We start from the raw sequence: 13131 nt of genomic DNA on the forward strand, positions 1-13131 counted from the left end.
CTTGTAGTTGCGACGATGTCCATAGCAATTTTGGCGGGGTGCACATCGACAGGCGGAGTTGGCGCTGCCGAGCCCACGTACACACCGGTCGCGGTCGAACTACCAGACGGCTTCGTCGATTTGGGTTCCGGCCTCGGCGCGAAGCGAATAGACGGCAAGGACTGCTCATACAAAGCGGGCGGCTGCTCGTGGATTGAGGTCTACTCAATCGCCGGCTGCCCAAACGGGGTCAGCCTGGAACAGAATCTAGAAAGTGCTGACGGGGTGGTTCTAGACACAGTGCATGGTTCGCTAGGTCAGATAGGCGCCGGACAGCGCGGTCAGATAGAGCTTGCGTGGACGACCTTCGGCATAAGAAACGTGAGTGTGACGAAGTCAAGCTGTTTCTAAGGCACGTTCGTCAGAACGGCTCGTCTCGGTCCTGGTCGAAATCGCCGGACCGATAGTATCGCCTCACCATGTCATTCATCCATGTTCCATTCACGCAACCGCCTTTACCTCATGAATGCAGACCGCCGTCACCTTACGCAGCCGCAGCGTTATCACCGCTTAGCTACGAAGTATTGCAACTCGGCACAGTGTGGAAATGCACGTGTGGTCGATGCTGGGGGCTGACGAGAAGTTTCCATTATTTCAAGCAGCCACTCGTCTGGCAGCCAGCACTAGCTTCCAGCTCTGCTCCATCAGGATGGGTAGCTAAGCAGCCTGTGAGCAGGTGGGTTAAACCCGGTATGTATGCGCTATTGGCATTGCCTTTCATCCTCATTGTTACCGTCGCGAACGCCACCTACAACACGTAGGTTTCTGCGTTCTGCGTCTGTCAGAAAGCTTCGTCCGGGTCAGGGTCGAACCCGGAAGGCGCTGGTGAGCTCGGAGCATGCTCATCCAGCCCGAGAATCCTGCAGACGCGAGCTGCACTCCAAGCCGTCATCCCGGTCCAAGGGCCTGAATCAATGAGGTGGAGTTCCCAGCTCCCCCAGCGCAAATCCCAGGCTCCGTCGCTGCCCTCAGGCAAACTCGTTATTCGACCGACAACGATTATGCGCGATGGCTGAAACGTATCGCCCTTCGATTCCAAGTACGCAACCACACCAGCGTCTCCGTCGACCTCGATGACCTCGACACCCGGGCAGACGGAGGCGCGGTCCATGACCGACCGGGCGGTTGCTCGACCCTCGCGTGCCACCGGGACGGTCATCGTCGGTGTCCGTGCCCGGAAGAATAGGTCACGCTCGTTCAGAGAATCCGTATCAACCGGCAGTACGCGAGCATCCGGCATCGTTATCAGTACCGACTGAATCACACCGCCGTGCCGTCCAGCCGGTACACCCGAACCGCCGCTGCGTCCATGTCGCTCTCGAGGAGTAGCCAGCGCACGTCTGCAGCGAGGTTGGCCGCTGCCCAGGCTGCGGCGGCGGTTGCGGTTGCGGTTGCGGTTGCGGTTGCGGTTGCGGTTGCGGCGAGGATGACAGTGAATACGGTGAGAGTGTTCATGCCCTCTCTATGCGCGGTGGGTGTGAACAGGGCAGACCGCCGCGTTCTATCGGCGTCAACGTCTGTCCCGGAGCGGCCACGGCGTTCGTCAGCCATGCGCGGATAGCGGCGGAGGCATCATCGCCGTGCATCACCTGCCCGAGCCTGCCGCAGTAATCCCGGCCCATGGATGAGGTGACCGTGGTGTGCCCGGGGATATTGAGAGGCACTCCGGCCACAAAGCCTGACTCACCGAACGCGCTTTCGGTCCCGGGCTGAAAGACTTCGACGATGTAACCGCGTCCGGACCCTCCGACAACCTGCGCCCATAACGACGGCCGGTCAGAGCGGCGGAACAACGCAAATTCTGATTCTGGGGTGCGGCCGAGCCCAGCCAGAACGCTGACCATCTCACCGAAGCCGCCCATGGGCAGCCAACCACAGTCATCGGCCAGCTTGACCTGCAGCCGTTCGTTGAGCGGCTGCGCTGCCGGAACGACGAGGGCGGGCTGTTTGCGAAACCCGTCAGGGTGCGGAAGTCAGCTATCTGGAAAACACTTTTTCCTCCGCAGACTGACACTTTTTCCTCCACTCCTGTTCTCCAACCCCACGGGCCCGTGATTACGGCCTCGACATGCACTTCCTTCACCGCGTGGTTCCTTGCTATCCTGCATCCATCCTGCGGGAGCCGGTCCCCTCGCCGCGTCGACGCTGGGGAACGATGTAGCAGTTTCACCCCGGTTCACAAGGCGATATTGGAGACGGATTCCTGCTTCCCGGTTAGGACACCAGACAGGAGAACTCCCTCCTGGAGCATGCAGCTGGAGGCACTCAAAGAGTCCGTCCTCATCGGCGGACGACTGCCCGCTCACAACGCACGCATCCCGAAAGCCGAACGCGACCCGGCATCAGCGCAACTTGCGTACTTCGTTACGAACCAGCGCAAGAATCGAAGCTCCCTCTCGATAGAACAGCGGGCTGCCCTTGAGGACATTCCGGGACTCCTTTGGAGCCCGCTCGACATGGGACAGCAACGTCCAGTAATTCGCTGACTACGTCGCCACGCACCGTCGGATTCGTCCACAGATGTGCGCGAACGGCGGGTCGCCCTGTGGGCGACAGGGCAACGAGCACTCATTAAGGGAGTCCCCGGCCGCAAGGCCCCGACTGCGGAACGGCAGAATCAGTTGACCGCGCTCTCGGGTTGAGAACGCCGAATTCCGGCCCGAATTCAGGCTGACCGGCTACAGGAGTTCACGGACTTCCTCACCGATGCAGCCCGTATACCCCGGCGACACAGTAAGAAAGTGCTGACACTTGAGCAGGCCAAAGAGTCAGCCCTCTTCGCTTGGCTGTCTGCTCAGCGCCATAAACAGCGCAAAGGTACGTTGGATACCGGAACACAACAGCGGCTTGAGCAGTTGCTCAGCTCCGGTGCGTTGCCGAACCCAGGAAAGGAACTTCCCAAGCCCTAATCGACGATGACCACGTTGACGACGACGTTCTCCGTGATGCCGCTGAACCCGGGGAGACCTCAGCGAGTTCGCCGCGCACAAGGTGAGATTGCAGACACATAGTTCCGCGCCATTGTCGTCATACCGGCAATGCCGCCACGCTCTTCACCGAACTGACAGACTGCATGCATGACTATCGAATTCGAGCTCGTGAGCCTTTCTTCCAACGCGGGCGATGAAGTTTCTCTGCCACGGGGTGCAGTCACTGCAGTTGTTGGAGGCAACAACGTCGGTAAGTCTCAATTGCTCCGTGATATTCGAGGTCTGGTTCACCAGAACGAGTACGTCCCTGTAACGATTTCCGCCTTGACGGTGGTTCGCCCAGTCGCCGACGGCGACGAGGAAATCATCGATTGGCTCGATGGACACGCAGCCCGAGCGGAAGTACGCGATGGGACGCAGCACTACGCGCCGCGGCTCGGAGGGGGCGAAGTTGGCCTCCGCCAGTTCAAGCAGTTCTTTAACTACCCAGCTGGAGAAGGTGTCCCATGGATGGGTCCCGACGCTGAGTTCTTTCTTCATTCAACTACAGCCGGAGCCTTAGCGGGATATGCCACAGGGTCTGCCCCAACCGGCGGCACATATGCGGCGGGGGCTCTGGCCCACTTGTACCGAGATGGAGACCTCGAATCGGAACTCAATGCGCTAACTGAGGGTGCTTTTGGAGTGGGAATCCTACTTGACCGAGCAAACACGGATTTTCGGCTCCGGGTCGGCAAGACGACCGTTCCGGTACCTCCGCTGAACCATCCGACCCGGGCATACGCGGACGCCCTCCTCAGATTGCCAACTCTTGACTCCCAAGGCGATGGCATGCGCAGTTTCATTGGACTGTGCCTGTTGGTGATGTCCGTGAGTCCTGGAGTGCTACTCGTGGATGAACCCGAGGCGTTCCTGCATCCGGGGCAGGCTCGCGCCCTCGGGCGGTGGCTCGGAGAGTCTGCAGCAAGTCGCGGAATTCAGATAGTGATTGCGACTCACGACCGCGACCTACTCCTCGGGCTCCTGGAAGCGTCCGCTCCTGTGAACGTCGTCCGGGTTGCTCGTGAAGGGGGCCTGAACCGTATGTCGCAGCTCTCCCCGTCCCAAGTACGGGAGGTTTGGAACGACCCCGTACTCCGCTACTCCAATTTGCTTCAAGGGCTGTTTCACAACCAAGTCGTCATCTGTGAGGGAGACGCAGACTGCCGCTTTTACGGTGCAGCGCTTGAGGACCTGGCCGAGTCGACTGAACGGCGCGCACGCGCCGACGACGTCCTCTTTGTCCCTAGTGGTGGTAAAAGCAGGATTGCTTCGATGGCCGACTCATTGAGGCACATCAAAGTCAGCGCGAGCGTGATTACCGACTTCGACATCCTCCGGACGAAAGCGGACATCAAGGGCATCGTCGAAGCCGTTGGGGCTGCTTGGACAGACCAGGTTGCCTCCGACTTTCGTATCATGGCCGAGTCTCTCCAGTCCAATGACCTTTGGAGCCAAGCGAAGTCCCGGGGAATCGTCGCAGTTCCAGCGGGGCCACCAACAACCGCCGTGCGGAACTTGCTGGCGACCTTGAGCTCTTTCGGCATTCACGTTGTTCCCATGGGTGAGATGGAAGGGTTCGATAGGACTGAGAGTGTGCACGGAGCTGCGTGGGTTAGCAACGCTCTCGAGAGCGGTGTCCATCGGACTGACCAATTACACAGTTTTCTCGAGCCAATTTTGAGCAAGGGAACGCCATGAGGATTTAGGAAGAATCGGAGGGGGACCCACGCCGGTGGCGCAATCGAAGGGAATCGTGACGCGCCATAAAAATTGTATGGTTCATAGGCAGTGGCATGGCGCGGCATCGGTGTCAGGGAGTTGAAGTCGCTGCAAAATGGATTCGTCGACGTGGCTGAATCCGTCACGGCGACCAATACGGCAACTGACAGTTGCCCGGCTTGTCCAGAACGATGGTGGCGCTCTGTCTTGCCCTGGTCGCTGCTACGTAGAGCTTCGAGCGAGCCCCGGGAACCAGAACTAACCCTTTGCGCAGGTACTCTTCCATAGGCACGGTTGGCCCGATGAGGACGCGAGGGAACGTGAGCCCTTTTACCTCTCCCATGTTGCGAGCGGACAGCCCATAGGTATTGCTTGTCTTCTGCCAGACGAGCAGTTGTGGTGCAAACGCGTTTACATAGGCGTCGACGTCGGTGGTCCGCACTAAGAACACTCCGTCATGCTCAGTTGAAGTCGTGTTCAGGGAGCTTGTCGGCGTGAGCTGCGGAAAAATCTTGTCACCGAAGTCGCAGATGTCCTGAACACAGCGCCGGGAGAAGTTGTGCTCCTCCAGCCGAAGGACGCGTTCCGCGTCGAGTCCCTCTAACCAGTCGGCAATCCCAAAGCCTGACCACTTCCTGTTCGTCCTCGACGTCGTCGTGGAGAACGTGGCCTGTCGAGGGTCACCGCTCAGGGTGACAGCCATCGGTGAATCAAGAAAGAGGTGCACCACCTCGAAGTCGCGAGCCGAAATATCCTGAATCTCGTCAAAGAAGAAGTGCTTGTAAATTCTCGTGACTCGGTCCACCACTGCGCCGTTTGCTTCCGCGTTTAGCAGGAGCACAAATTCGGCAAGAAATTCCCCGTAGACACGATTCGAACTATTGACGTAGTAGGCGATGGTCCCTTTCCTAGGGCGACCTAGGCGTTTTACGTTGATTAGCCCCGCCACCACGTTCACGTCCAGAAAGGTCTGCTGGTAGGGTTTCACGCCATGTCGAAGTAGAAAAGCGAACCAAGTCAGTACATCGATGTTCGACGGCACAACTCCTCGCTTTTGGATAAGACGCTCTCGTATCTCCTTGGCTCCGTTGTTCGTGAACGTCGTCAACAAGATGCCCTCGTCCGGCGGAATCGCTAGCGCGCGATTGACTAGGTCTTCGGTCTTTCCTGACCCCGCTGCGGCGATGAACGCCCTATTTGACGAATGCAATGGCATCCTGAATGTACTTCGGCATCGTGAGAATGCCAGAGTGTTCAAAAATTTTGAGCGCAGTTTCAGTCTTGTGAGATGTCATGTGCTCTAGGAGTCCGCCCTCTGAGTCGTACGAGGTTTCAAACACTGCGTTTAGTGCGGCTAGTCCGGCAGCTGATATCAACTGCGGCTCCAGGGTTTTGCCAGCCTCCAGCTCTCCGACAAAACCTTTCACCGTACCTGCTATCTCGAAGTCTTCAAACCGTTTTCGGGCCTTGGAATCTGTGTCGGTGTCATCCAAGTCAGTGACAACTGCTACTTTGCATCCGAGTTCCTTTCCGAGTTCGAGGAAGCGTTTGAAAGCGAGCGATTGGACGCTTAAAACGTCAACCCCATCTTCGAGCGGCGACTTGTCATATTTCTGCCAATAGGCTTTCTGAACAATCAGTTCGTCCGAAGGCCCTTCGACAAGAATCACCGCTCGGGCCAAGACCATACGAAGTGTGTCAAAGCCCGACAAGCGCAGGAAGTAACTCTTCGTGTCGGCCTTAAGGTCATCCAGCGAACTCACGTCCCCGCCGGACATCAAACGCAGTTTGTCGATTCCCAACTTGTTGAGCACGAACGAGCTATGAGTGGTCAAAATCAGCTGCTGGCCTTTGCTGCGTTCCTGGAGCAACGAGATGAGTTGGTTCAGGTTGCTGTGAGAGAGGTGGTTCTCGGGCTCCTCGACCATGACGATGTGACGGTCTTGGCCGCTCTTTTCCAAGGCGAGAAGTATCTTGAAGGCGGATTGCTCGCCTTGCCCGACTTGAGAAAACGGAATGGAGTCGAGGTGTGGGACGATGCTCGTTTCCCACGACGCCCGCGCCGACACGTCGGCGGCGAGCGTCAGGCTTTTCTCACTGAGCGTTTTGCGCTCCGCGCTCAATAGCTTATTTGCGTCCACGAATGCAGGCGCGTCGAGCAGCTCGTCGCGATGGGTTCGGAATTCTAGGGACAGCTTTGCGCGAGCTTCAGGCGTCAAGTTCGCAGAAATCGACTTTCGGAGGTAGTAGTCGGTGCCGCTCTGCAGTCGTAGTGTTGACGCGTCAATGACTGCGGCAGTAACGAGCGGACGAGTCCCATAGGTGGCCTCACCGGCAAAGTCCCGTCTGTCTATGCGGTAGAACTCGATAGGCACCGACCGCACGACCTTCGGGTCGGCAATGTAAGCCGCGTACTCTTCCGCATAGGCCGAATCGAGGCTGATTGTGAGTCGGATGCCAGCGGAATCGTCCGCGCACGAGTTGTTCTTGCCTTTGAGCCGGGCAAGGGCCTCGTCGTCCCTGAAGTAGGCCTCAATGAGTATCGTTGGCGTTGGCGTGCTCGTGCCTGTTTGAAGGGCAGCTAAGTATTCGGCGACCACAGACTGAGTGAACCAGAACGGAGAAAGCTCTCCGTCAATCGGCTTCCCACTCACTCGACCGGTGAGCACCATTTCAAGAGCCTGTAGGACGGTCGATTTACCTGAGTCGTTATTCCCGACGAATATGTTCATTTCGCGGTCGAAGGCAACATCGAGTGATTTGAACTGCAGAAAATTCCGTACGACTAGCTTTTCAAGCATATTTCCCCCTACGACGTCACGCGGAGCCCCACCGACCGCCCGAACACCCAGTTTGGTGCATACCTTCTCTGGAACATGACCATTCAACGTCACGCATTCGAGGGGTATATGCAGTCTTCCCAGTATCGCCGCGAGGCGTGAGTCTTCGCCCCAGTCCCTCCCAAGCTTTGCAAAGTGACTCCGATAAGGCCCGAGACATGCCGCTACCCGACCGCTAGGCTCTACCCGTGCCCGCACATATGGAGAACGTCGACGTCCCCACAAACCTCGCCTGGCATTACTCCTCCGCCGCCGGATTGCAAGGAATCATCGCGACGCATTCCCTCCGAGCGACGTCAGCCGCCTATATGAACGATGCAAATGAACTTAGAACGGGCGTGGCCGCGCTCAAGAAAGCGTACGAGCGTGAGAAACCCAACCTGACAGATGAGGAACAGGCCCTCGTCGAATCCGCGGGCATGCTTCGTGACTCCGCCGTGTTTAGTACATTTCTGGTCTCCGCATCGAAAGAACACGACCTGCTCACCCTTTGGCGCTATTACGGCACCGACCACGTTGCCTACTCCATCGGGTTCGACCGAAACGTCCCGTTGATGCCACGCGAACAGGTCGGCGGGGAAAACCATCCCTCACCGCCCCCCGGTTACGACTACGTGGAATGGGACGAAGTCGATGGCCACCGATTCAGAGCAACGCCTGACCCGGACTACCTTGGCGTGCTTGGTGGACAGTGGCGAGACGTCACCTACGTCGACCGCGACGGTGATGATTCTCACACCGAGTACATCCGCAACTACGTTGCGCGCCGCCAGTCGGCAGAAGGCAGAAAAAAGTTCTGGGTCGACTTTGGGAGTATCGCGGACAGCCCCATCAACCTCGAAAAGGACAGCGGATTCGCGGATGAATGTGAAGTCAGAATCCTCATGGACCTCAATCCTCATTGGAAGTTCGTGAAGTTTCGCGAGAGCCGGTTTGGGCTTGTCCCCTACATTGAGCTCAGCACGTCCGTTGATGCAGACAGCCAGGGTTTTGTGCCTGATGGCGTCCCATCGCATCTGCCTATCCAACACATAATGGTCGGCCCGACGGCAAATCCAGAAGCAGCAAAGCTCGCTTTGCGTCTGTTCCTGGACAATGCTGGCTACGGAGACGTGCAGATTGGTTCCAGCGAGATTCCCTTCCGATAGGCCCTGCCATGCCCGCACGGCACTCCAACGGGAACCGTGCAGTGAATACACTGCCTGACGAAGTTGCGGGATTCCGTAGGTCTCTCGTCTGAGAGGTGCCATGGCTGGCCCATGTACTTGACTCGACCCGGACGGAGATTGCCCAACCGCACTGACACTCCGCCAGACTTGCGCGGTCGTCGTCAGCGACGACACAGCTCCATTCGGCGTCACGGAAGCTGACGCGTCGCTCTGCGGCAATAGAGAATCGACTGTCGATTTGACCGCGCGTGGGTGGCCGACGCGTGCCTCTGCTGTTCGGTCAACCGGCGTTGCTCATCCGGAAAAGAAGCTCAGCCACGCCCAACGTCATGCGCCGCCCTCGGACAACGCCAGACTCTCCTCATCGGCCACAACAGCCTTGTTCACGTCCACTGTCGAGTCCCACAATCCAACCGTCTCAATCCCCATGTCTGAGTTGACCAAGTCTGCGTAGTGCAGGCTTGTGTTCTCAAATGACTTGAATTGGTATATCGCCGAATTCATATGCTGGGCGTTGAACACGCCGATGCTGTTCAGGAGCTTGAAGTCGCCAACGGTGAGTCCGGTTGTTCGTTCAAACAGCTCAGAGTCGAACGATTCGATGACGTCTTTCAACGCCTCTTCGCGGAAGTCCGTGATGTACATGAAGACCGGCACCTTCGCGACGAATTTCTGCAGCTTCTCACGAATCTCTTTGCGATGTTTCGAAGCTTCGGATTGCACCTTCTTCTGCCCTGGGTCAAGTTTTCCGCCCTGTGCTCGCTTCACCTTCTTCAGGAGTTTGCTGGACGTCACGACGTGTTGAGCGGAGTTTGCCAGATTGCGAAAATCCTCAATCTGCTCGAGCGCCTTGAGAAGTTCTGGCTGGTTGAGCAGCGCGGACAGTGTGTGCTCGCTAACTTCCACGAGCAACGGTGAACTCCACCGCTGAGCAAGAGCAGTCGCTCCGATACCCGCGGTCGCCCAGTTGAGCAACTCCCCCGCATCGAGTTGCGTCATGCTGCCACCGGAAAATTGAAAGATAGGGAGGTGATTCAGCAGTTGCCCGATGGCTTCCGAAGGAGAGATATCGCCAGCAGTGGCGAGCCGTAGCCCGTATTCGGCGACGAGTCCTAGTGCTCTGTTGGGGTCAAACTCGAAGACGTAACACGTGTGCTTCTGAACGTCCATGGACCCATCGGGGTTGCGAAAGGCCCATGGAGATTGAACACGGAACGCAGCTTGAAAGTACGATTCTGGTGACTTAAGGGAGCGCAACATCATGATTGCGCCCCACTCGCGAACGGTCACTCCGGTCATCAGTTTTCCACAGGACAACGTGATGGAGCCAGTGGAAGCCCCCTTGCTGATGGCCGTTTCCACCGGTGGTTTCGCGGCGGCGCCCTGGCCCGCTTTGTTGCCTGCGGCTACAACCACAGTGAAGTGTTTGAAGTAGGAGTGTTTCTTGAGCATGTCCCGCATTGCGTAACAGGCTGCCACATCGGCCATATACCAAACAGAGTGTCGGATGGATTCAGTGAACTCAGGCGACTCGTACGGGAACGGGGCCTTCTGCCCGGTAACAACCTTCGTTTTCATCTGGTCGGTGAGCTTGCCCCGTAGGAGTTCCAAGAATTCTGAAACTCTTTCCTTTTCTTCAAATTCATAGGCGCCAGGCTCGGTTGACTTGCTCGAAGGGGCGAGCTTCTTGGCTCTGAAATACTCGCTCAACGAGAACCCGTTGAACTCTCCGTCTTCTGCCCACGCGCTGGCCTGGTCGCCAAGCTCGTAGGAGAACATCTTCATCTGAGGCAGGTCGACGTAGGGATTCTGTCCCTCATCTGCCTTCCAATTACTTTTCGCTGATTGCTCGTCTACATAGGTCCAGTTGAAGATGGCATCTTCAGTGAACTCACCGTTGGTAATGGCTCGAAAAGGAGTGCCAGAGAGGTACAGGTGGTGGCGGGATTTCAGCCCCAGGTCCTCGTCTGTCGTCCGTTCATCTGGCTCCTCCGTCTCTGCGATTTCTTTGTCGACGGGGTCGTAGAGGTCTCGTGCTGAATCACGCCAAGCTCCGAAGTGGTATTCGTCCAGAATGACGCAATCCCATTCGAGCAAGTGAATAGTCTCGTTGTGGGCCTTGATTTGGCCGTCGGGTGTCTTGCCGTTGAGGTCCTGGAATGATGCGAACCAGACCAAAGGGTTTGGCTCGTCTGCAAGCTTGTCCATCTCGGCAATGGACGTGTCACGGTCGACGAACTGCCATCCCTCGAAGTCGACATGGCCAAGCAGGTCGTCCTTCCACGCGGCTTGTACGGCGGGTTTGTACGTCAAGACCAAGATGCGTTGCCAGCCCATCTCTCTCGCCAGCTGATAGGCCGTGAATGTCTTGCCAAAGCGCATCTTTGCATTCCAGAGAAACTTGGGAGCCTTCCCGCCGGAGGTCTCGGTGCCATGCGCCGCAAAATAGCCGGCCGTGACTGCGACAGCATCTTCTTGTTCTGGGCGCATTGGAAAATCGAGAGTTCTGGCCGAGTCGAACTCCGTTCCGTTCCGGACAGCGGTAATGGCCGCTTCAACCTCATTGAGCGTTGCTTCGAACCATTCACCGCCCGCACGCTTGATACCTTGCGCTTTCAGTGCCTGGTGTACGGCATGGTCACGGAAGAATGAACCGTCAGTTCGTTGAGCAGGCTTATCCAACAAGATTGTGACGCCTTCAAGAGCCGGGTACGCAGTACCCAATTGCTGCTTGATGCGAGCGTGCGCCGACGATTTCGTCGTCTCGCCAACCTTGATGACACCCTTGCCAACGATGCGTTTGTTACCGACGGTGCGTTCCCATTTCACGTCATCGCGTCCAATAACCGTGTACGCGTAAACCCGGCGAGGCGTGCCGGGCGAGCCCACAGTCTCGACCTCGCTGAGCGCGAGACCCTGGGCCTCCGTATGCGCTGTCATTTGGAAGCCACAGGTGAAGGTGCTGGCATTTCTTTCACTTGCGATTCAATGAACTCAATCTCAGTGCTAGTCAGGCCATAGCGCTCGTAGAGCATTCCGTCCGTCCAATCTCGGTTCACGGCCAAATCGGGGACAAAGGCATATACGTCTCTAGTTGCGTGCTGAGTAGCCTTTCGAAGCGAAACGAGGAACCTTACGAAGCGGGTTCGTAGATAAACCGCGTAGCGTTTTGCTTCCAGTTCCGAGGAGAAGCGGCCGGTCACTACATATGTCTCTGTACAAGCTTCGCCGGGGGCCCCAATAATTGGCTTCCCCAGGAACATGGTCTCGACTGCGGCGCTGGTGCCCTGCACCGCGCTCAAGAGGACCTTCCAGTCGTCAATCCATTCGGAATTTTGGGGAATCGAAGCCCTTTCGACCCAGGACACTCTCTGCGAACCATAGAGTTTCACCGGGTTCGAGAGTCCGTCCGGGCCTGCCGCACCGTGAAAGAAGGTACGGAGGCCGAATGGCTTCGCTCCCGAAACACGTTTGGCCAGCGTGGTTTCGCTCACACCCGCGGGCTTGAAGCTACGCACCTTTTCGAGTATTGATACCGCTTCATTCCGGCGTACTAAAACATCGTAAGCACCGAGGTTTCGCTCGGCGGGGCCACCAATAGGCTTACCGTCCCACATCGTCTGCACCGAACAGAGCCCACTGTGTTCGCGCGCCCAGAGAAAATAGGACACGCCTCCGCGAATCTTTACGCCTGGGAAGCCGTCGTAAAGCTTCGGATAGTCGACGAGTTTGCGCATCCGTTTGTCGGCCAACATCCGGGCGCGAAACTGGTCGAGTCCCTTCCCGCCAGTGAACCATCGTGACGGCGTAATCATGAGGACGTAACGTGGGTTCAGCTTGATGGCCGCTTCAACGAAATGTTGGTAGATGGGCGTCGCACTCGCGCCGTGTCCACCGTCTTCGGTCTGATACGGCGGGTTGCCGACGATTACATCGAATTTCATGTCGGGAAGCTCCTTTGTGGGGAAACCCCCATGGATAAATGCGTAAGCGTGGTTCTCGCGCTTGTCGCCACGCTCAAGCGCCGAGGGCGCTCCACACACAACACAGGACTTGGATTTTGCCCCTTTGCCGAATATGTGTTTTGCGGTCACGAAGGGCAGGTTCCCGTCAGCCGTCTCAAATTCGACCACTGACCTCGGGCTGGATGCATCGCGCGAGTAGTAGACGCTCCGCCGGGCAATGTGCCCGGTCATCTCGGTGATTGACGCGCCGAAAAGCATCTTTCGAAAGATGTGCTCGCGCCGTTTTTCGAAATCAGGCTCCCAGTATTCGAGCCCGTCAAGCAGCCGAGCTGCCACCTCACGCAGGAAAACGCCCGATTTGCAGAACGGGTCAAACCATCGATAACTCGGCTCACGCCACACTGCATCGGGCAGCAAGTCGAGCATT

8 protein-coding genes and 1 pseudogene are annotated in these 13131 nt (G+C 57.5%); 3 read left to right on the plus strand and 6 right to left on the minus strand.

The annotated features are described in order from the left end of the window. Positions 1–1299: 1299 nt before the first annotated feature. Positions 1300–1494 carry a hypothetical protein gene (locus tag E3T47_RS05160; protein WP_134554870.1) on the minus strand — a complete coding sequence of 65 codons (195 nt, stop codon included), beginning with the start codon at positions 1492–1494 and terminating at the stop codon, positions 1300–1302. 1286 nt (positions 1495–2780) lie between these two features. Here E3T47_RS05160 and E3T47_RS15790 point away from each other — a divergent pair. Together E3T47_RS15790 and E3T47_RS05170 are read left to right on the plus strand one after the other, a co-directional pair. Continuing rightward, on the plus strand, positions 2781–2948 hold the full coding sequence (locus tag E3T47_RS15790) for a hypothetical protein (protein ID WP_166805617.1): 168 nt from the start codon (positions 2781–2783) through the stop codon (positions 2946–2948). A 168-nt stretch (positions 2949–3116) separates the two neighbouring features. Continuing rightward, the gene (locus E3T47_RS05170; RefSeq protein WP_134554874.1) at positions 3117–4709 is read left to right on the plus strand and encodes an AAA family ATPase; all 1593 of its coding nucleotides are present in this window, start codon (positions 3117–3119) and stop codon (positions 4707–4709) included. 163 nt (positions 4710–4872) lie between these two features. On the opposite strand, the gene E3T47_RS05175 is transcribed toward E3T47_RS05170, so the two are convergent. From E3T47_RS05175 to E3T47_RS05180, 3 genes and pseudogenes are all read right to left on the minus strand, one after another. Next, on the minus strand, positions 4873–5772 hold the full coding sequence (locus tag E3T47_RS05175; RefSeq protein WP_422386473.1) for a hypothetical protein: 900 nt from the start codon (positions 5770–5772) through the stop codon (positions 4873–4875). Positions 5773–5796: 24 nt separating this feature from the next. Further along, a pseudogene (locus tag E3T47_RS16755) lies at positions 5797–5946 on the minus strand (UvrD-helicase domain-containing protein); the annotation flags it as partial. Next, positions 5924–7531, minus strand: coding sequence for an ATP-dependent nuclease (locus E3T47_RS05180; protein ID WP_134554878.1), 1608 nt, complete (start codon positions 7529–7531; stop codon positions 5924–5926). The gene E3T47_RS05180 and the pseudogene E3T47_RS16755, both read right to left, overlap by 23 nt. A gap of 227 nt (positions 7532–7758) precedes the next feature. Here E3T47_RS05180 and E3T47_RS05185 point away from each other — a divergent pair, with 227 nt between their 5' ends. Then, on the plus strand, positions 7759–8718 hold the full coding sequence (locus tag E3T47_RS05185; RefSeq protein ID WP_134554880.1) for a DUF2971 domain-containing protein: 960 nt from the start codon (positions 7759–7761) through the stop codon (positions 8716–8718). A 348-nt stretch (positions 8719–9066) separates the two neighbouring features. Here E3T47_RS05185 and E3T47_RS05190 read toward each other — a convergent pair whose 3' ends face one another. Together E3T47_RS05190 and E3T47_RS05195 are read right to left on the minus strand one after the other, a co-directional pair. Continuing rightward, complete coding sequence (locus tag E3T47_RS05190) at positions 9067–11568, minus strand: GIY-YIG nuclease family protein (RefSeq protein ID WP_198416587.1); 2502 nt, start codon at positions 11566–11568, stop codon at positions 9067–9069. Between the two features lie 107 nt (positions 11569–11675). Further along, entirely contained in the window at positions 11676–13130 is a 1455-nt protein-coding gene (locus tag E3T47_RS05195; protein WP_241981951.1) for an Eco57I restriction-modification methylase domain-containing protein, read from the minus strand. Between the last annotated feature and the right edge of the window lies 1 nt (position 13131).

Origin of the sequence: Cryobacterium ruanii, assembly GCF_004404055.1 — a bacterium.
In the GTDB taxonomy this organism is placed as follows: domain Bacteria; phylum Actinomycetota; class Actinomycetes; order Actinomycetales; family Microbacteriaceae; genus Cryobacterium; species Cryobacterium ruanii.

Excerpts from the sequence above, each read along its gene's own strand:
- E3T47_RS05160 (WP_134554870.1), bottom strand. The coding sequence starts at position 1,494 with ATGAACACTCTCACCGTATTCACTGTCATCCTCGCCGCAACCGCAACC.
- E3T47_RS05170 (WP_134554874.1), top strand. The coding sequence starts at position 3,117 with ATGACTATCGAATTCGAGCTCGTGAGCCTTTCTTCCAACGCGGGCGAT.
- E3T47_RS05180 (WP_134554878.1), bottom strand. The coding sequence starts at position 7,531 with ATGCTTGAAAAGCTAGTCGTACGGAATTTTCTGCAGTTCAAATCACTC.
- E3T47_RS05195 (WP_241981951.1), bottom strand. The coding sequence starts at position 13,130 with ATGCTCGACTTGCTGCCCGATGCAGTGTGGCGTGAGCCGAGTTATCGA.